This window comes from Snodgrassella communis, assembly GCF_914768045.1.
Lineage (GTDB): Bacteria > Pseudomonadota > Gammaproteobacteria > Burkholderiales > Neisseriaceae > Snodgrassella > Snodgrassella communis.
Genome location: NZ_CAJZCD010000007.1, coordinates 19,742 through 38,220, shown reverse-complemented (window position 1 = coordinate 38,220; position 18,479 = coordinate 19,742). Strand labels below are relative to the sequence as shown.

Annotated in this window: 17 protein-coding genes and 3 tRNA genes; 4 read left to right on the top strand and 16 right to left on the bottom strand. The window is 46.2% G+C overall.

Annotated elements, in window-relative coordinates:
- Nucleotides 1-212: 212 nt before the first annotated feature.
- The 16 genes from murA to folD form a co-directional block, all read right to left on the bottom strand.
- The gene (murA, locus tag MJ761_RS07975; protein WP_093092640.1) at nucleotides 213-1,469 is read right to left on the bottom strand and encodes a UDP-N-acetylglucosamine 1-carboxyvinyltransferase; all 1,257 of its coding nucleotides are present in this window, start codon (nucleotides 1,467-1,469) and stop codon (nucleotides 213-215) included.
- A 38-nt stretch (nucleotides 1,470-1,507) separates the two neighbouring features.
- Nucleotides 1,508-1,756, bottom strand: coding sequence for a BolA family protein (locus MJ761_RS07970; RefSeq protein ID WP_080701797.1), 249 nt, complete (start codon nucleotides 1,754-1,756; stop codon nucleotides 1,508-1,510).
- Between the two features lie 56 nt (nucleotides 1,757-1,812).
- Entirely contained in the window at nucleotides 1,813-2,574 is a 762-nt protein-coding gene (locus MJ761_RS07965) for an ABC transporter permease (protein WP_093092642.1), read from the bottom strand.
- The gene (locus MJ761_RS07960; protein WP_093092644.1) at nucleotides 2,571-3,488 is read right to left on the bottom strand and encodes an ABC transporter ATP-binding protein; all 918 of its coding nucleotides are present in this window, start codon (nucleotides 3,486-3,488) and stop codon (nucleotides 2,571-2,573) included. Before MJ761_RS07960 ends, MJ761_RS07965 begins: the two co-directional genes overlap by 4 nt.
- Before the next feature lie 48 nt (nucleotides 3,489-3,536).
- Nucleotides 3,537-3,734 carry a DNA gyrase inhibitor YacG gene (yacG, locus tag MJ761_RS07955; RefSeq protein WP_093092646.1) on the bottom strand — a complete coding sequence of 66 codons (198 nt, stop codon included), beginning with the start codon at nucleotides 3,732-3,734 and terminating at the stop codon, nucleotides 3,537-3,539.
- The gene (zapD, locus tag MJ761_RS07950; RefSeq protein WP_093092648.1) at nucleotides 3,734-4,495 is read right to left on the bottom strand and encodes a cell division protein ZapD; all 762 of its coding nucleotides are present in this window, start codon (nucleotides 4,493-4,495) and stop codon (nucleotides 3,734-3,736) included. Before zapD ends, yacG begins: the two co-directional genes overlap by 1 nt.
- The gene (coaE, locus tag MJ761_RS07945) at nucleotides 4,492-5,106 is read right to left on the bottom strand and encodes a dephospho-CoA kinase (RefSeq protein ID WP_093092650.1); all 615 of its coding nucleotides are present in this window, start codon (nucleotides 5,104-5,106) and stop codon (nucleotides 4,492-4,494) included. The genes zapD and coaE overlap by 4 nt, the downstream gene beginning before the upstream one ends.
- Complete coding sequence (locus MJ761_RS07940) at nucleotides 5,103-5,954, bottom strand: prepilin peptidase (RefSeq protein ID WP_093092653.1); 852 nt, start codon at nucleotides 5,952-5,954, stop codon at nucleotides 5,103-5,105. Before MJ761_RS07940 ends, coaE begins: the two co-directional genes overlap by 4 nt.
- A gap of 6 nt (nucleotides 5,955-5,960) precedes the next feature.
- A complete protein-coding gene (locus MJ761_RS07935) occupies nucleotides 5,961-7,193 on the bottom strand; it encodes a type II secretion system F family protein (protein ID WP_093092655.1) in 1,233 nt (410 codons plus the stop codon).
- Nucleotides 7,194-7,241: 48 nt separating this feature from the next.
- Nucleotides 7,242-8,921: a type IV-A pilus assembly ATPase PilB gene (gene pilB / locus MJ761_RS07930; protein WP_093092657.1), complete on the bottom strand. Its 1,680-nt coding sequence runs from the start codon at nucleotides 8,919-8,921 to the stop codon at nucleotides 7,242-7,244.
- Nucleotides 8,922-9,128: 207 nt separating this feature from the next.
- Nucleotides 9,129-10,826 carry a single-stranded-DNA-specific exonuclease RecJ gene (gene recJ, locus MJ761_RS07925; protein ID WP_093092659.1) on the bottom strand — a complete coding sequence of 566 codons (1,698 nt, stop codon included), beginning with the start codon at nucleotides 10,824-10,826 and terminating at the stop codon, nucleotides 9,129-9,131.
- Complete coding sequence (locus MJ761_RS07920) at nucleotides 10,823-11,794, bottom strand: hypothetical protein (protein WP_093092661.1); 972 nt, start codon at nucleotides 11,792-11,794, stop codon at nucleotides 10,823-10,825. Before MJ761_RS07920 ends, recJ begins: the two co-directional genes overlap by 4 nt.
- Nucleotides 11,795-11,840: 46 nt before the next feature.
- Complete coding sequence (locus MJ761_RS07915; RefSeq protein ID WP_093092663.1) at nucleotides 11,841-13,607, bottom strand: M61 family metallopeptidase; 1,767 nt, start codon at nucleotides 13,605-13,607, stop codon at nucleotides 11,841-11,843.
- A 213-nt stretch (nucleotides 13,608-13,820) separates the two neighbouring features.
- Nucleotides 13,821-14,849, bottom strand: coding sequence for a type I glyceraldehyde-3-phosphate dehydrogenase (gap, locus tag MJ761_RS07910; protein ID WP_093092665.1), 1,029 nt, complete (start codon nucleotides 14,847-14,849; stop codon nucleotides 13,821-13,823).
- 125 nt (nucleotides 14,850-14,974) lie between these two features.
- A complete protein-coding gene (locus tag MJ761_RS07905; protein ID WP_093092667.1) occupies nucleotides 14,975-15,553 on the bottom strand; it encodes a hypothetical protein in 579 nt (192 codons plus the stop codon).
- A gap of 246 nt (nucleotides 15,554-15,799) precedes the next feature.
- Complete coding sequence (gene folD, locus MJ761_RS07900) at nucleotides 15,800-16,663, bottom strand: bifunctional methylenetetrahydrofolate dehydrogenase/methenyltetrahydrofolate cyclohydrolase FolD (RefSeq protein ID WP_093092669.1); 864 nt, start codon at nucleotides 16,661-16,663, stop codon at nucleotides 15,800-15,802.
- Nucleotides 16,664-16,882: 219 nt separating this feature from the next.
- Between folD and MJ761_RS07895 the strand changes: the two genes are divergently transcribed.
- From MJ761_RS07895 to lpxB, 4 genes are all read left to right on the top strand, one after another.
- Nucleotides 16,883-16,960: transfer RNA gene (locus MJ761_RS07895), tRNA-Pro, on the top strand.
- 38 nt (nucleotides 16,961-16,998) lie between these two features.
- Nucleotides 16,999-17,075: transfer RNA gene (locus MJ761_RS07890), tRNA-Arg, on the top strand.
- 21 nt (nucleotides 17,076-17,096) lie between these two features.
- Nucleotides 17,097-17,172: transfer RNA gene (locus MJ761_RS07885), tRNA-His, on the top strand.
- A gap of 134 nt (nucleotides 17,173-17,306) precedes the next feature.
- Complete coding sequence (gene lpxB, locus MJ761_RS07880) at nucleotides 17,307-18,479, top strand: lipid-A-disaccharide synthase (protein WP_093092671.1); 1,173 nt, start codon at nucleotides 17,307-17,309, stop codon at nucleotides 18,477-18,479.

The window sequence follows — 18,479 nt, the reverse complement described above, 5'->3', positions numbered from 1 at the left end:
GATTAATTTATATTGAGTTATCTGTTTTTTCGTACTAATTAATATTTTTTGTTTAATGTTTTAAATAATTTATATAATTGATTGATATATAGAAAATGACTGTTCAGAAACCAGATTATGACTTCTTTGGTATTTGAATTTATATGTATATTATATAAAAACAGGGTTATCTGGATTTTTCCGATAGCCCTGTTATGTGATGGTAATGCTTACTAGTTGCTAACGCGTTCAATAATGGCGCCTACGCCACTGAGTTTCTGTTCAATGTTTTCGTAACCACGATCGAGATGGTAAATACGTTCAACGGTGGTTTCTCCACTGGCAACCAGACCGGCTAGTACGAGACTGGCTGACGCGCGTAGATCGGTGGCCATTACGGTGGTACCGGATAGTTGTTCTACACCTTCTATAATAGCGGTATTGCCTTCGGCTGATATTCGGGCACCCATGCGGTTGAGTTCTGGTATGTGCATAAAGCGGTTTTCAAAGATGGTTTCTACTACTTTACTGTTACCATTGGCGATGGTATTCATCACCATAAATTGTGCCTGCATATCGGTTGGGAATGCCGGATAGGGCAGGGTGCGTATATCTACGGCTTTGGGGCGCTGCTGCATGTCAATGCTAATCCAGTCGTCACCCGCTTCAATAATGGCACCGGCTTCACTCAGTTTTTCCAGAATGGCCAGCATGGTTTTAGGGGCGGTATGCTTGAGAACGACTTTACCGCCAGTCATGGCTACTGCACACAGGAAAGTACCAGCTTCAATGCGATCCGGAACTACGCGGTGGGTACAGCCATGCAGTTTTTCTACGCCGGTAATGGTTAGGGTTGGGGTTCCTATGCCCTGAATGTTGGCACCCATTTTAACCAGACAGTCGGCAAGGTCGGTGACTTCTGGTTCCATGGCAGCATTTTCCAGAATGGTCGTGCCTTCTGCCAGTGTTGCAGCCATTAACAGGTTTTCTGTACCAGTTACGGTAACCATATCCATGACGATATGTGCACCTTGCAGACGTTGGGCACGGGCTTTAACGTAACCATGCTCAATACTGATTTCAGCACCCATGGCTTCAAGTCCTTTCAGGTGCTGGTCTACCGGACGCGAACCGATGGCACAGCCGCCGGGCAGGCTGACTTGAGCCTCGCCGAAGTGTGCCAGTGTTGGCCCCAATACCAGAATGGAAGCACGCATGGTTTTGACCAGATCGTATGGTGCACAGGTATTGTTGATGCCACTACAGTTGATTTCGAATTCATGTACGTTGTCTGTTAATACACGTGCGCCCATTCCCTGTAATAGTTTTTGGGTAGTTTTAACGTCACGCAGCATGGGGACATTGGTTAAATGTAGGGTATCTCGTGTCAGTAGTGATGCACACAATAAAGGCAGAGCTGCGTTTTTGGCGCCGGAAATAATAATTTCACCGTTTAATGCACCGTTAGCACGGATTTTTAATTTTTCCATATAAATTCTCAATGATGGCAGTGAAGATTATCTGCCGATTAATGCTGTTTTGCTGCCCATTCAGCAGGTGTGGCTGCGGTGGTAATGGATAGTGCATGTAATTCATTGCTGGCAATCTGTTGTGCCAGACCATCTTTAATCATGCGATGGCGGGCTAGTCGACTCTTTCCGGTAAAAGCAGTGGATACAATCTGAGCAAAAAAATGATGACCATCACCTTCAACTTCGAGATATTCGCAAGACAGAAGGCTGGCAATCATGGCTTTAACCTCTTCAGGTGTTAACATGACGAGCTCCAGAATGGCTATTGATAAATGACGGCTATTATAGCGTTTTAGTATGTCTAATTGCGTAATTTCCAGCCAGATTTCAGTATGGCGCAGACAAGAATACACAGGCCAATGGCAAAGCTGCCGACTACTGTTAAGGCCAGCCAAGGGGAAGCGTCACTCTGGCCGAAAAAGCCGAAGCGAAAGCCGTCAATGATGTAAAAAACCGGGTTGAAATGACTGAGGGAGCGCCAGAATGCTGGTAGGCTGTTAATAGAATAGAATACGCCAGACAGGAAAGTCAGGGGCATGATGAGGAAATTCTGAAATGCCGCCAGCTGGTCAAATTTTTCTGCAATAATACCAGCCATGAGGCCAAACATCCCCATGATTGCACACCCCAGTAGAGCGAATGTGATTATCCAGCCGAGGTGATAAGGCAGAGGTAGGCCGAAAACAGCGGTAACGGCTATCACACCAATTCCCACCATTAATCCGCGCAGAATGGAGGCCCCTACATATGCGCAGAAGAAAGCTGCTGTACCTAATGGTGGTAACAGGATAAATATCAGATTGCCGGTAATACGCGATTGAATCAGGCTTGAGGATGAATTGGCAAAGGCATTTTGCAGCATGGACATCATCGCCAGCCCCGGTATCAGAAATGCATTGTAGCTAACTCCCGGTAAAATATCTGGACGCCCTTGCATAACGTGAGCAAAAATCAGCTGGTACAGTAAGGCAGTCAGAATGGGTGCGGATAGGGTTTGAAAGCCTACTTTCCAGAAACGCAGTACTTCTTTTTTAAACAGGGTATAGCAGCCAATGGTATTCATTTTTCGCCTTTCACATGATCGCTGGTCAGGCGCAGGAAGACGTTTTCCAGATCGTTTTCCATGATGTGCAGGTTTCTGACGTTGATGTTCTGGGTTTGCAGGTTTTGTAACAAGGTGGCCAGCTGGCTGTAATCAGCAAGTTTCAGTAGATAATTGTTGCCATCTTCTTGTATGAGATGCTGATGCAGGTTAGCTGGTAGTGATTGATCTAATGTTAATGTCAGTTGTAAATCAGCCTCGGTATCCAGTAGGTTCTGGGTGCTGTCCAGTGCTACAATTTCGCCATGTTTAAGCATGGCAATGCGGTTACATAATGACTGTGCCTCTTCCAGATAATGCGTTGTTAGAATGATGGTATGTCCTGCTGTATTCAGTTTGGTAATGAATTGCCACAGGTTTTGTCTTAGTTCGACATCTACGCCGGCAGTGGGCTCGTCCAGTACGATGACTGGTGGCCGATGTACCAGTGCCAGTGCCACCATGACACGGCGTTTCATGCCGCCGGAGAGGTTGCGGGTATTGGTATTGGCTTTGTCTGCCAGACCCAGACTGACAATGATTTCATCTATCCATTCATCGTTTTTGCGTAATCCAAAATAACCAGATTGAAATCGCAGTGCTTCGCGTACACTGAAAAAAGGATCAAAGACCAGTTCCTGAGGCACCACGCCTAAAAGTTTGCGGGTGATATTTGCTTCATGTTGCACATCATGGCCACAAATGCTGATTTGGCCTGAAGTTAAGCGGCTCAGACCAGCCATTGCTGAAATAAGTGTGGTTTTGCCGGCACCATTGGGACCGAGTAATCCGAAAAACTCACCCGGTTCAACGCTGAAGCTGACGCCTTTTAAAGCAGTAAAACCATTGGCATAGGTTTTAACAGCCTGATTAATGCAAAGAGCAGTGGAAGTCATAGGTTAAATGGATATCTGCAATGGTTGATGATAATATTTTGCTGATGGTTAGGATCCTGATGATTTTATTTCTTCGCTCAGGGGCTGGTCTTCATCTGCTGGCAGGTTATAGTCTTCACTGGCCCAGTTGCCAAGATCAATCATTTTGCAACGTTCTGAACAAAATGGTCGGAAACGGTTGGTTGGAATCCAGGCAACGCTTTGTCCGCAGGTGGGGCAAATAACAATGGTGATTTTCTCTGTCATTATTTGATTACCGGATCGAAGCTGCACATAACCAGAGTGAATGGGATGTCTGTCGTTAGAACTGATCCACGTGCCTGTTGTTGTGATGTCTGTAAAAAGCGAATGTGGGTGAAGTATTTATTGGCAGATACTTCTGGTAATGCCGCAGCGTTCTGGGCAACATTGATGCCGAGTAGGTGGATATTCTGTCCCAAACTATTATGCTGGTAACTGCCGGCAGTTGCCAGACATTCTACTGAAAGACTGTTATGGCGTAGGATTTTCAGTAGCAGACTGATGGCCTCATAAGTAGGTAATAGGCTCTCGATCCACTGGCGTAACTGATTTTCACGCTCTGCCGGATCTTTCTGCTGCCAGTAATAATATGAAGGCAAATCATACGGACTGGTCCCTCCGGGTACATACATGCGTTGTTTAATTGCCATCAGCCATTCATTTTCACGCAAATGTTGTCCAAATTTTTGCTGGACGTTTTGCAGATTCGAAATGGCAGTCTGGATAGTTTCCAGCGCGGCATTACCTTCTTCACCACGCTGCCGTGCCAGACCTTTTTGGCGTTCCAGTTCTTGTAGAATATCCAGTTTCAGTTCGGCACGTGCGGCTGCTTCCATGATTTCAAACAGTGAAAACAGTGCACAATGATGTGCCCATATTTCACTGCGTACCACGACTTCATGGAAGTGCTTGAACAGGTGTGCGATACGTAAAAAATTGCGCACGCGCTCGGACAAAGGGTGTTCGAAATGGATGAGATCTGTCATAACTTGGGTGATGTTAGAGCTTGATAGAAGTCGTGCTGCTGAATGACTTTCTGGTTAAGTTCCTGCCAGTTGCCATCGTTGATAATAATATCATCAGCAATGGCTTTTCTGCTATTACTGTCAATCTGTTGTGCCATGATAGCACGGATTGTCGTTTCGTCCAGACTACTACGTTGTTGAACTCTCTGAATACATAGATCAACCGGTGCTTCGATAATGAGTATACGTTGCACCAGTTGTTGAAATTCTGGTTTTTCAGCCAGTAGAGGAATTTCTATAATGCCATAATGCTGGTTTGAACTGGTTTGCCGTTTGGCTTGTTGCAGGCCTTGCCAGATTAGCGGGTGAAGAATATTTTCCAGTAATATGCGATTGCATGAGTCGGCAAATACCCAGTTACGCAGTTGCTGGCGATCCAGACTGCCGTCAGCCAGAAACAGGTTTTCTCCGCACTGTTTACGGATTGCAGGTAAGGCCAAACCTTGTGGTGCGGTGAGTTGACGGGAAATATCATCTGCATTCAGTACGGGTACGCCCACAGCTGCAAAGCAGCTTGCTGCTGTGGATTTGCCACTGCCTATTCCACCGGATAACCCTACCCAAAATGTCATGCACCGAATCCAGAAAGACGCAACCACCAGTGAATCAGCTGGTTAATCTGACTGTTTGCCATCCATACAATCCAGCCGGCAATGGTCAGAGCCGGACCGAAAGCCATTGGCTGGCTGCGGGCAACTTTGAGGATAACAGAGGCAATAATGCCGACAATCGCGGCCATGAACACAATTAATGGCAGTGCTGCTGCTCCCATCCATGCACCAAGTGCAGCCAGTAATTTAAAATCGCCATAGCCCATGCCATCTTTGCCGGTTAACAGTTTGAATAACCAGAAAAGTGACCATAAGCTCAGATAGCCCAGAGCGGCACCCCAGACGGCAGCAGATAGGGGAACAAACTCACAGTACCAGTTAAACAGTAAACCGAGCCACAGTAGTGGCAAGGTAATCTGGTCAGGCAAGAGCTGGGTGTCAGCATCAATAAAGGTGAGTGCAATCAGTGCGGCAGTCAGTATTAGACCACCTGCTGCTACAGGCGTAACGTCATAACGCCAGACTACTGCGGCAAAGACCAGACCAGTCAAAAGCTCTACACAAAAGTAGCGGGGACTGATTGGTACGGCACATGCGGCACAGCGGCCGCGTAAAAGTAGATAGCTTAGCAGAGGTATATTCTGCCACCAGCGAATTTTATGCTGGCAGTGTGGGCAGGCTGAAGGGGGCACACACAGATTAAAGCGGGTAGAATTTTCTGCTGGCAGTTGTAGTGCCATTCGTGCTTCAGTCTGCCAATTTCTTTCCATCATGATGGGTAAGCGATAGATGACAACATTCAGAAAACTGCCAACCGCAAAACCCAATATTAATGCGACTGCGCTAAAAAACAGAGTATCAGTTAACATCTGCCATTAACCTATAGCATTGCCCATATTGAACATTGGTAAATACATGGCTACCAGAATGACACCGATAATCAGACCCAGTACCACCATGATGATAGGTTCCATGAGTGAAGATAATTGTGAAACTGCTGTATCTACATCGTCTTCATAAAATTCAGCGGCCTTATTCAGCATGGAATCCAGTGAACCGGATTCTTCCCCGATAGAGGCCATTTGCATGACCATATTAGGGAATAGCTCTGTTGCCTGCATGGCTGAGGTTAGTGAAATACCCTGATTTACCTTGGTACGGATCTCCTGAGTCGCTTCCTCATACTCAATATTACCTGCTGCTCCCGCTACCGAGTCCAATACTTCTACCAATGGTACACCTGCAGCAAACAGAGTGGCCATAGTACGAGACCAGCGTGCTATGGTTGCCTTACGCACAATTTGTCCAAAGATAGGTAATTTTAACAACATATGATCAAAGCGTTTTCGCAGGTCTGCCGAGTTTTGAAACCATTTATAAAAGCCAACTCCCGCAATAATCAATGCTATAAGAATAAAGATGCCATAATGCACGAAAAAGTCAGAGATATTCATCATAATCTGAGTTAAGCCAGGCAATGGTACACCCATGCCTGAATATACCTTGGCAAAAGAGGGCAGTACATACATCATCATGACAAAAACCAGTGCTATGGCAACAATAACGACAACAACCGGGTAAGTTAGGGCACTTTTAACTTTTTTCTTGATACTTTGGGTTTTTTCTTTATACACTGCCAGTTTGTCTAATAGACCTTCCAGTACACCGCCAGCTTCACCGGCACGCACCAGATTACAGTAGAAATCATCAAAATATTTTGGATGTTTGGAAAAAGAATCTGCCAGAGACGTTCCTTGCTCAACATCTGTACGAATTTCTGTCAGTAACTGAGTCATGGATGGATTGGCATGGCCTTTGGCAGCAATATCAAATGCCTGCATTAATGGTAAGCCGGATTTCATCATAGTGGATAACTGTCGCGTGAAAACAGTGATATCCGCCTGACTGATTTTCTTCTGACGCCGTTTCTTAAGCTTGGTAACCTGAATAACGCGAATCTGACGTCGGTTCAGCTTGGCACGCGCTTCAGCTTCGTTTTTTGCAACTACTTCCCCGCGCACAATCTGTTCTGTTTTAAGGTTTTTACCTTCAAAACTGAAAGTGATACCGGCGGGTTTGGTTTTGGATACTGCTACTGGTTTATTCATAGTTATTTCCCACAGTATTGATTTAATTTAATAAATGGGCAATCAGCTTTAATCATTGGTGGTTGCCAGAATTTCGTCCAGAGACGTGATACCTTCCATAACTTTAAGCAGACCGGCATGACGTAAATCAACCAGTCCTTCTTTAAGTGCCTGTGTGCTGATATCAACTTCATTACCGTTGTTCATAATGATACGTTGCATTTCTTCGCTGACAGGCATCACTTCATAAACACCGGCACGTCCCTTGTAGCCCTTACCCTTGCAACGTTCACAGCCTACTGGGCGGTAAAATGTCCAGTCTTTGGCCAGATCTTCATCCGAGAAGCCGGCTTTTTTCAGAGCATATTCAGGTGGACGTTCTGCTGGTGCCTTGCAGCTACATAAACGTCGTACCAGACGCTGAGCCATAATCAGATTAACAGAGCTAGCAATGTTGAATGGAGCAACACCCATATTCAGCATACGCGATAATGTGGCCGGAGCGTTATTAGTATGCAGGGTGGAGAAAACCATATGGCCGGTTTGTGCAGCCTTGATGGCGATATCTGCGGTTTCCAGATCTCGAATCTCCCCCACCATGATAATATCCGGATCCTGACGGAGGAAAGATTTCAGGGCTGCTGCAAATGTCAGTCCCTGTTTGTCATTGACGTTGACCTGATTGATACCGGGCAAGTTAATTTCCGCAGGGTCTTCGGCCGTGGAAATATTAACGCTGTCGGTATTAAGTATATTCAGACAGGTATAAAGTGATACAGTTTTACCGGAACCAGTTGGGCCGGTAACCAGCACCATGCCATAGGGGCGGTGAATGGCTTCCAGCAGTAACTCTTTCTGGAATGGTTCAAAACCGAGCTGTTCGATATTGAGGGTGGCTGCATCCGAATTCAGGATACGCATTACAATTTTTTCACCAAACAGCGTGGGCAGTGTGCTGACACGAAAATCAATTGGTTTGGCGCCTTTGCGGAACTGAATCTGAATACGACCATCCTGAGGAACACGTTTTTCCGAAATATCCATTTTGGACATAACTTTAATGCGAGAGGCAACCTGACTGCGAATATTCAGGGGCATACGCACTACTTCGCGTAATTGTCCATCAATACGGAAACGTACCCGTGCTATTTCTTCATAAAATTCGAAATGAATATCCGATGCACCACTAGCCAGAGCATCTCCCAGTACTTTGAAGACAAATTTGGCAACTGGCCCATTTTCACCGTCTTCATCATCGGCAGACATGGCATTGCTGCCAGTTGCTTCACCGTCACCGACTGAGTCCATGCCTTCCAGCAGGCTGCTAGACTCCTGATCAAGATTTTCCAGTAACTGACGCAACTGATCATCACGAACAATAACTAAGTTCAGTATACAGCCAGCATCGGTAGCAATTTTCTGGTAATGTTGAATTGATGTGGGGTCAGATACAGCAAGAAAAAGGCGGTTACCGCGCTTAAATATCGGTACGCACATGTGTTGCTGCATAATTTTCAGATTGATTAAATCTAACGGTACCAGATTTTGGCTATACAGTTCCAGATTCAGGTAAGGAATACTAAATACTCCAGACAGGAAGCTGGCCAGCTTATCGGAATTAATGGTACCAGATTGCAACAGTGCCGATATAACCGGACGTTTCTGCTCCAGCTCCTGACGCAGTTTTTCTGCTTTTTCTGCGTCAATAATCTGGTGCTTATACAAAACCCGAATCAATCCTACACTCATACAAACTAATTCCCGTCTTAATAAATTTTGAGTTTACATTTACTGGATAAAGTATCTGTTCTGGCTTTGCCATACAGTCTGGTGTGTCCTGTACGCTGTTTTGTACCCAGTACAGATATGTATCTATCTATTAAAGTAAACTCATGTTAATGTTTAATTGTGCTAATTATAAGTGAATTTGTGTATTTAAACAGCCTGTATATTTGTTTAGACACAAATTTCCCAGTAATCTACATATAATTGTAGCTCCATTTGCTGACGCCACTCATTGGCGATCAGCCGGTAAACCGCGCGAATGCGTTCTGGCAAGGTAGTGCTACAGCGGAAAAACATGGCCTCACATTCACAATTGTTTTTGTGTAATACTGCTTTGATATGACCATTACCAACGTTTCGTTGCCGGATTACCCTGAATTCGTCACAAAAACATGGTTCAGGAAAGTTTTGTCCCCATACCAGTGCTGCCAGTTGTTGTGCAGTGTCTAAATTCAAATATTCACTGTTGAGTGAACCATCAGTTTGATAGGTATGATTAAGGTCGGCTGGCTCAAGCAGTTGCTGGCAGATGGCCTCAAATTCGCGCTGGAAAGCTGGCAGATGTGTTCCGGCTATACTTAACCCTGCCGCCATGGCATGACCGCCAAATTTTTGAATGATTTCTGGCCGGCGCTTACTAACCAGATCCAGTGCATCACGCAGATGCAAACCAGCGATTGAACGACCAGAACCTCGTAACGTTCCATCTTCTGCCCGGGCAAAAACAATACTGGGGCGATGAAACGTTTCGCGTAGCCGGCCTGCAACAATGCCGGTTACACCTTGATGCCAGCTGTCATGATAGGCAACAATACTGTAGCTGTTTTCTGTGTCAATAGTGGCCAGTTGCAGATTCGCTTCATCCTGCATATTGCGCTGAATCAGACGGCGCTCACGATTTAAGTCATCCAGCTGCATAGCCAAATCCATTGCGCTTTCTATATCGTCGCTTAGCAGACAGGCAATACCCAGACTCATATCATCCAGCCGGCCTGCTGCATTCAGACGTGGGCCAATGGCAAAACCAAGATCAAATGCATGTGCCTGCTGTGCTTTGCGTTTTGCGACATGAAATAAGGCGCGGATACCGGCCTGCATTTTGTCCGCGCGCATGCGCCTGAGTCCCTGCGCTACCAGAATGCGATTATTCTGATCGAGAGGAACGACATCAGCGATAGTACCCAAAGCCACCAGATCAAGCCATTGAGCCAGATTCGGTTCGGGGTGCTGGCTAAACCCGTTATGCTGGCGCAGATAGTGGCGTAAGGCCATTAATACGTAAAACATCACGCCTACACCTGCCAGAGCCTTACTTGGGAAAGTATCCCCGGGCTGATTGGGGTTAACAATAATGCATTCAGGCAGTTGCTCACCTGGTAAATGATGGTCGGTAATCAGAACATCCATACCCAGTTGTTGTGCACGCTGTACTCCTGCCACACTGGCAATACCATTGTCCACAGTAAGTAGTAAATCTGTACCGGCTTGAGCAGCCAGTTCAGCAATCTGTGGCGTCAGACCATAGCCGTGGTCGAAACGGTTTGGCACGAGGAAATCGGTTTTGGCACCCATTGCCTGTAAACCGCGCATACCCAGTGCGCAGGCTGTGGCACCATCCGCATCATAATCAGCCACAATCAGAATTTTTTCCTGCTGTTCGATTGCCTGTGCTAACCGTTCACTGGCAGCCTGAATATTTTTCAGACTTTGAAATGGCAGCAAGGCAGCCAGACTATATTCAGTTTCACCTATGCTTTTAACAGCCCGAGTTGCATATAATTTTGCCAGCAAAGGATCAATTCCCTGTGCAAGTAAAGTTTGCTGTGCAACGGTATCAATCGGGCGAGTAAGGATACGAACCGGTTTCATAAGCTTAATCCGTTAAAGGATTCCGTTTTGCGCCAGAAAGGGCGTAACCAAGATTTGCGAATGTTAAGCAAACCGGCTTCACATCGGATATTCAGGTGATGAATTTGCCTGTTTTGCAGAGCTGTCAGTAGCGGTTGCCACCAATCCTGCTCCCATTGTTGCAGTATCTGAGTATAGGTGTAAACATCGCCTTGATTAACTGGCAAGCACAAATCATCATTAAACAGTACTATTTCCTGTTCGCCGGACAGAGAATTAGCTAATTCGGCATAATTTGCCGGCAAGCTACGTGCATGAAATGCCCACGAGCTGTCAGAATAAAGTATTGTTTCATTGTTAGCTGTACCCGTGCTGTCTTGTTCAAACCAGAAACCATTGATTATGGGTAGACCACGAGCACCACGTTGTTGGTTCAATGGGTGCTGATGCAGTAACATTTGCAGTTCGGTTTGCTGTTGCAGAATCAGGGTTGCATCGGGTCCTGTTGGTTTGGTCGTACCATCAATGCTGCCAGACAAATCCAGTAAAGATGGTAGGGTAAATTCAAGTATCTGTGGGGCGGTAACCAGCCATAGATCCGGTTTTACTGGATAAAACTGCCAGCCGTCTGCCTGTAGCCATGTATTTAGTACTTCACAGAAAGCCTTTGCCTCTTCTGAGCTCAGACCCAGTGCCTTTCCATCCAGATACTGAAGTTGATGCATGCCGGCTGTCTGACTGATTGGGGAGACAATGAGGGCATAACCATTTGATTCAGAGTTTATTAGCTGGCTGGCCTGTTGCAACCACGAACCCTGCCACAGATACTGCTGGTAAAGCAGACTTCTGCTGGCTATTTGTGAGGAGTATTTGCTCCACTGCCGCAGAATATCCAGCGCCGGTAACGACAATTTTGGTACGCTGGTTTTCTGATATGGCCATAATAAGCCAGGCAGAACAAGAGTCAGATGTAAATGGTCAGCAGGCATGAATACACAATATTTGTAATAGAAAAGTAACGGTAAATATATCAGCTTAAATCTGTGATTGCGGTTGCAACCACTGCTGTAACAGCAATGGATTATCAATGCTTAACAGTGCGGTATCAGTTATTGCAGCCTGTGCCAGCAAAGTTGTCTGTCGCAACAGACCGTCGCGGATAAAATGTATTCGCACTGTTTCGCCAACATGAACACGCGCCCACTGTTTATCAAAATCAGTAATGATTTCATCATTTAGGGCAATAAACTGATCACCAGCACACATACCGGCATTTTCGGCACTGCCCTGATTAAATACCTGTTGTAGGCTGATGCCGAATGCTGCCGATTGAAAACGGGCACCCAGATCTGCGCAAGCCTGTTCGCTGGCGGGGATATGTTCAACATAAGCACCACCATGCTGGCGTGGCAAGGCCGCCCAGTGTAACTGTACCCCAGCTTGTTGCAACTGTTCAGCCAGAGGTAAATCAGCGGTAGTCATAATATATTGCTGATAAACCTCGGTTAAATCTATACCAGTGGCCTGTTGAGCGATTTCTAGCCATTCATTTTCGGCCAGACCCATGCCTCGCTCACGCCAGTCGTGATACAGAGCACGCATAATATCGTCCAGATTTTTCTGTTGTCCGGTTTGCTGGCGTATATAGTGATCCAGACACATGGCTGCCAGTGCACCTTTCTGGTAATAGCTGACAATAGCATTGGCACTGTTTTCATTCTGTTTATAGTATTTGGTCCACGCAGTGAAACTGGAATCGGCCAAACTTTGTTTCAGTCGGCCTGCACCTTGTTGTACCCGAGTTATGGTTTTGGCTAGCAGTTGCAGATATTGAGCCAGGGTAATCACGCCACTGCGTACCAGAAACCAGTCATCATAATAAGAGGTAATACCCTCAAATGCCCATAGCAGACGGGTATATGCTTCGGTATTCAGCTCACTGCTGGCAAAGGCGGATGGAATAATAGATTTCACATTCCATGCATGAAAATATTCATGACTGAATAATCCCAATAAAGTGATATAGGCATCGCTGTTTTTGCCATCTGTTTGTGGCAGATCATGCCGGTCTGCCATGAGTACCGAAGATGATCTGTGCTCCAGTCCGCCATAAATGCCGTTTCCGACAAATAATAAAAAGCTGTATCGCTCAAATGGTGCCGGTGCGGCAAACATGGCTATTTCACAGGCACATATTCTGGCCACATCATCTATCAGACGTTGCTGGTCAAACGGCGAGAAGTGTCCGCTGATGATAATTTCGTGTTCAATACCATCGGCTGTAAATGGCAGGCGCAGCAGATGGCCCATTTCTACCGGATAATCAATCAGAGCACGATAATTACTGGCCTGATAAACTTGTGTCTGTGATGTTGCTGGCATGGTGGTGGCGATGTCCCAGTTTTCCGGCAAGCCGGTAATACTTAACTGGCACACTTCCTGCTGGCGCTGGTTATGGCGTAAAAACAGGCAGGCACCATCAAAGAAGCCTCGTTCAGTACTTAAAAATGCGCCACGCACCGAAGTATCAAAAGCGTAAACCAGATAGCTGATTTCCCAATTACCAGCCTGTCCGTTGCAAACCCAAGTATTTTTATTGACTTGTTCGGCTGCTACTGGTGTATTGTTGCAACTGGCAGATAACGTAACAATGTGGCGGGCAAAATCACGAATCATATAACTGCCGGGTAACCAGTTGGGTAAACTCAGGCTGAAATCCTGATTATCAAGCTGTGTAAAACGAAGACGTACGTGCCACAAATGCTGGGTTAGAGAGTGAGGTTGCAAATGATAATTAAGCATAATTTGTGCCTTAATGAAGCGGGCAGGACGGATCAGCGTTTTATCTGTTAGAACATTAAAGTTATTGGCTTGTATAGCCAGATCCGCGATGATTATGGTTTGTTTGGCTGGCTGAGGCTTAATAGTTTTATCTTATTCCGGTTAGCCGGAATGTGTACAGGCTGCCTGAATAGCCCGATGGATCCAGACAGCCTGTACATGCTGGCAGCAAGCTTAGGCCAACGGCGTAACTTCCATACCAAACATGGCACGGGCGGTATTGAGCATCTGGCAGCTAAAGCCCCACTCATTATCATACCATGCCAGCACTTTTACCATATTGCCATTGGTGACTTTGGTTAAAGTACTATCAAAAATCGATGCCTGAGGCATGTGATTGAAATCGGTAGAAACCAGAGGCAAAGTATTGTAGCCTAGGATATGCTGCATACTGCCTTCACTGGCGGCTTTAACAATTGCATTCACTTCTTCTACGCTTGTATCGCGCGCTGCTTCAAAGGTCAAATCAACCAGTGAAACATTGATTGTAGGTACGCGTACCGAAAAACCATCAAATTTACCCTGTAATTCCGGCAATACCAGTCCCACAGCCTTGGCTGCGCCGGTTTTGGTTGGAATCATGTTTTCTACCGCGCTGCGGGCGCGGCGCAAATCTTTATGGCGCACATCCGTCAGCACCTGATCATTGGTGAACGCATGAATGGTAGTCATCAGACCTTTTACCATACCCAGTCCATCATTAATTGCTTTTGCGACTGGTGCCAGACAGTTGGTTGTGCAGGAGCCGTTAGATATCACAGTCATTTCCGGTGTCAATACCTGATGGTTCACACCATATACCACCGTAGCATCCACATCGGCGCCGCCAGGCGCAGAAATCAGAACCTTTTTCGCACCACTGTGTAAATGAACGCTGGCTTTTTCTTTGCTGGTAAATGCACCGGTACATTCCAGTACCAGATCAACACCTAATTCACCCCAAGGCAGTTCTGCCGGATTGCGGGTAGCGAAAAAGCGGATACGATCGCCGTTAATGATTAAAGCATCTTCATCGCATGAAACATCTGCGGCAAAACGGCCATGAACGGTATCGAACTTTGTCAGATGGGCACTGGTTTCCAGTGAACCGCTGGCATTTACCGCGACAATTTCAAACTGGTTGCGCAGGTTATAGTCATAAATTGCACGCAATACCTGACGGCCAATACGGCCATAACCATTAATGGCAACTTTTAACGTCATGCTTATTCCTTTTCAAATCAACAAAACCGGTCAGGTGAATTTTGGGTAAAAGCGCTAAATGTTTTAAATTACACAAAAAACACCATGTATTATTATAGCGGAATCAGCTTGGTTCTACATCTGCTTTAACGTATTCCGGTTTCAGCAGCGGGTATGGTCAGCATCTGCTGAAAAGCCTGCGCCATGCTGTTTATATCCAGCCAGCCCATGGCGCTGAATATAAACAGCAGCATACCTCCTGCCAGACTGGTAACGATAAAATAGATAATATAAGCCAAAGCTACTTTGAAAATATTTTGCTGGCTGATGCGTACAAAGCCAAACGCCTGTACCACCATTGTCCATATCAGCCACAAAGATCCCGGCATAGCTAATGCCTGTGGCCAGTACAGCATCGCTATCGTTGGCAGTATCAATGCCTCAGTAACCAGTACATAACCGTACCATTGCCCCGGCTGCTTGTTGTAGTAGCCTAAAATGACCTGCATTGTCTTGCTCAGGATACCCCAGCGCAACACCGTTAATGCCAGAATAAAAACAGTTATGCCAGTCTGTTGTCCCAAAAGCTGGGACATATTAGCCATATTGATCAGACCCAGTGCCAGCAAAACCGGCACTATGATCAACAAAGAGTAATGATAATGCGTTTTTGGATAAAAGCGCAGGCGCAGGGCAGCCCATGCGTCCAGAAAAAATTGATACATTAAATTAATACCACAATAGATTGTTAAAAAACCAAGACAGCCACTTCACTAATACTGCCAGCTCTCCTGTAACGCTTGGTGATACAGCGTTCCGGAGTTTTGCCGGTGCTTGCAGAGTAATCTGTGATTCAGTATTGCTACCTTATTCAACTGCAACATAACAATATACGGGTTAAACGCCGATATAGGGTTTCTGCCTACAGTTCAATACACAGCATTATTGTCTCATTTTGTGTTGAGATAGTATCAGAGCTGCTGTGTATCGTGAATTTCTGCGGCTTGCAGTGTATTTTCCATTAAGGTAGCAATAGTCATGGGTCCAACTCCGCCCGGTACCGGCGTAATCATTGCCGCACGCTCTTTGGCTACGGCAAACTCTACATCACCGCATAACTGCCCGTTTTCCAGCCGGTTAATTCCCACGTCTATGACCACAGCACCGGGTTTAATCCATTCACCTTTAACAAATTCAGGAATACCAACACCTACTACCACAATATCGGCGGCAGCAACTTCCTGCGCCAGATTCTGAGTAGCACTATGGCAAACTGTTACCGTTGCCCGAGCCAGTAGCAATTCTAATGCCTGCGGCCGGCCGACAATATTTGAAGCCCCAACCACGACGGCTTTTTTTCCGGTTATTTCAACCTGATAAGCGTCCAGTAATGTCATCACCCCTTTAGGCGTACATGGGCGCATTAACGGTATTTTGACAGCCAAACGGCCTAGATTATACGGATGAAAACCATCAACATCTTTGTGTGGCACAATCCGCTCCAGTACCTGCTGTCCGTCAATGTGTGCCGGTAGAGGTAATTGCACCAGAATACCGTCAACGCCGCTGTCGGCATTCATCTCGTCAATCAGTGCCAGTAACTCAGCTTCACTGGTCTGCACTGGCAGCTCGTAGCTGCGTGATTCAAATCCGATGGTTTCACAGGCGCGCTTTTTATTGCGTACATATACTGCACTAGCCGGATCTTCGCCTACCAGCACCACGGCCAGGCAGGGACGGCGTAGCTGGTTGTCTAACCGCTGTTGTACGCGCACAGCCAGATTTTGTAGAATTTGTTGGGAAATTTTTTTACCATCAATGAGTTGTGCCGTCATCAGAATATTCCAGAATAGAAAGGAAAAATTATGCTGCTAGCCAGCAGCCAGTAACTAAATATTCAGAAAAATAGTATTGTCGCATTTTTTTGCGGCTGTTTCATCTGCTTTTATCTATTGCCACCAACATAAATTGGCAATAATTCAAAAATATGGCAAAAAAATCTGCTTTACCTCTTGACGATGTTGTTTTAGAGCTGTATAGTTCGCCTCTCTCGTCGGGGTGTAGCGCAGCCTGGTTAGCGCATCTGCTTTGGGAGCAGAGGGTCGTGAGTTCGAATCCCACCACCCCGACCATATCGACTGAATCCTTGTCCGGATAGATTTGAGAGTACGCGCCCGTAGCTCAACCGGATAGAGCACCGGCCTTCTAAGCCGGGGGTTACAGGTTCGATTCCTGTCGGGCGCACCAAAGTTTGTAAAAGTTTTTATGGTGGCTGTAGCTCAGTTGGTAGAGCCCTGGATTGTGATTCCAGTTGTCGTGGGTTCGAGCCCCATCAGCCACCCCACTATAAAAAGCCCGAGCCATATGCTTGGGCTTTTAGTTTTTGTGCATCACTCTTTCATAATCCGGTATCGCTTGCTACACTTGCTAACTCTTACACCTTATCATAATAGTTGCTTATAAAACTGCTATCCCGCTATGAATAAAACTGCAACTGAATTGCCCCTATTAACCATAGCCTTGTGTGCCGGAGAAGCATCCGGCGATTTACTTGGTGCTCATCTGATGAATGCCATTCGTGCGCATTATCCTCATGTACAGTTTGTTGGTATTGGCGGACCACGTATGCAGGCTGCGGGAATACAGAGCCTGTATGATCAGGAAAAACTGGCGGTACGCGGTTTTGTTGAAGTCGTAAAAAAATTACCGGAAATTGTTGCCATTCGTCGCGGTTTGATTCAAGCGCTGAAAAAAATCCGTCCACAGGTATTTGTAGGCATTGATGCGCCGGATTTTAATCTGGGTGTTGCAGAAAGCTTAAAACATGCCGGTATTGCCACCGTACATTATGTCAGCCCATCTGTATGGGCATGGCGACGCAAGCGGGTAAAAAAAATTGTTAAACAGGTAGACGAAGTATTGTGTCTGTTTCCGATGGAGCCTGAACTATATCAGCAGGCTGGTGGTCGTGCCCGCTTCGTTGGTCATCCCCTTGCCCAGACTTTGCCATTGGTTGTCGACCGAGAGGCGAAGCGGCGGCAACTGAAATTGCCAGAACGAGTACCGGTATTTGTTTTAATGCCCGGCAGCCGCGTAAGTGAAATCGACTTTATGGCGCCGCTGTTTCTACAAGCCGCAGAAATTATTCATCAGCGTTATCCGCAGGCACAGTTTTTGCTGCCACTGGCAACAGCAGCAACACGGCAGCGGATGCAGACAATACTGGCTCAGCCAGTCTGGCAAAAATTGCCAGTGCGCTTAATGTCTGCCCATGCGGAAATGGCGTGTCAGGCAGCTGATGTGGCGCTGGTTACCAGTGGTACGGCGACATTGGAAGTGGCTTTATGTCAGTGTCCGATGGTAATCAGTTATAAAATTTCGCCCTTAACTTATATTTATGTCAAACATAAAATTAAGGTTCCGCATGTCGGTCTGCCAAATATCCTATTAGACAGTGGTGTGGTGCCCGAATTGCTACAGGGTAACGCTACAGCGCAAAAATTGGCGCAAGCAGTGATTCACTGGTATGAATCGCCACAGGAAGTACAAAACTTGCGGGCCGATTTCTCAACATTACATCAGCAGTTACGTTTAAATACGGATGAACTGGCCGCACAGGCGGTCTTGCAACATGCAACAGGGCAGATATAA

Excerpts from the sequence above, each read along its gene's own strand:
- murA (WP_093092640.1), bottom strand. The coding sequence starts at position 1,469 with ATGGAAAAATTAAAAATCCGTGCTAACGGTGCATTAAACGGTGAAATT.
- MJ761_RS07970 (WP_080701797.1), bottom strand. The coding sequence starts at position 1,756 with ATGTTAACACCTGAAGAGGTTAAAGCCATGATTGCCAGCCTTCTGTCT.
- MJ761_RS07965 (WP_093092642.1), bottom strand. The coding sequence starts at position 2,574 with ATGAATACCATTGGCTGCTATACCCTGTTTAAAAAAGAAGTACTGCGT.
- MJ761_RS07960 (WP_093092644.1), bottom strand. The coding sequence starts at position 3,488 with ATGACTTCCACTGCTCTTTGCATTAATCAGGCTGTTAAAACCTATGCC.
- yacG (WP_093092646.1), bottom strand. The coding sequence starts at position 3,734 with ATGACAGAGAAAATCACCATTGTTATTTGCCCCACCTGCGGACAAAGC.
- zapD (WP_093092648.1), bottom strand. The coding sequence starts at position 4,495 with ATGACAGATCTCATCCATTTCGAACACCCTTTGTCCGAGCGCGTGCGC.
- coaE (WP_093092650.1), bottom strand. The coding sequence starts at position 5,106 with ATGACATTTTGGGTAGGGTTATCCGGTGGAATAGGCAGTGGCAAATCC.
- MJ761_RS07940 (WP_093092653.1), bottom strand. The coding sequence starts at position 5,954 with ATGTTAACTGATACTCTGTTTTTTAGCGCAGTCGCATTAATATTGGGT.
- MJ761_RS07935 (WP_093092655.1), bottom strand. The coding sequence starts at position 7,193 with ATGAATAAACCAGTAGCAGTATCCAAAACCAAACCCGCCGGTATCACT.
- pilB (WP_093092657.1), bottom strand. The coding sequence starts at position 8,921 with ATGAGTGTAGGATTGATTCGGGTTTTGTATAAGCACCAGATTATTGAC.
- recJ (WP_093092659.1), bottom strand. The coding sequence starts at position 10,826 with ATGAAACCGGTTCGTATCCTTACTCGCCCGATTGATACCGTTGCACAG.
- MJ761_RS07920 (WP_093092661.1), bottom strand. The coding sequence starts at position 11,794 with ATGCCTGCTGACCATTTACATCTGACTCTTGTTCTGCCTGGCTTATTA.
- MJ761_RS07915 (WP_093092663.1), bottom strand. The coding sequence starts at position 13,607 with ATGCTTAATTATCATTTGCAACCTCACTCTCTAACCCAGCATTTGTGG.
- gap (WP_093092665.1), bottom strand. The coding sequence starts at position 14,849 with ATGACGTTAAAAGTTGCCATTAATGGTTATGGCCGTATTGGCCGTCAG.
- MJ761_RS07905 (WP_093092667.1), bottom strand. The coding sequence starts at position 15,553 with ATGTATCAATTTTTTCTGGACGCATGGGCTGCCCTGCGCCTGCGCTTT.
- folD (WP_093092669.1), bottom strand. The coding sequence starts at position 16,663 with ATGACGGCACAACTCATTGATGGTAAAAAAATTTCCCAACAAATTCTA.
- lpxB (WP_093092671.1), top strand. The coding sequence starts at position 17,307 with ATGAATAAAACTGCAACTGAATTGCCCCTATTAACCATAGCCTTGTGT.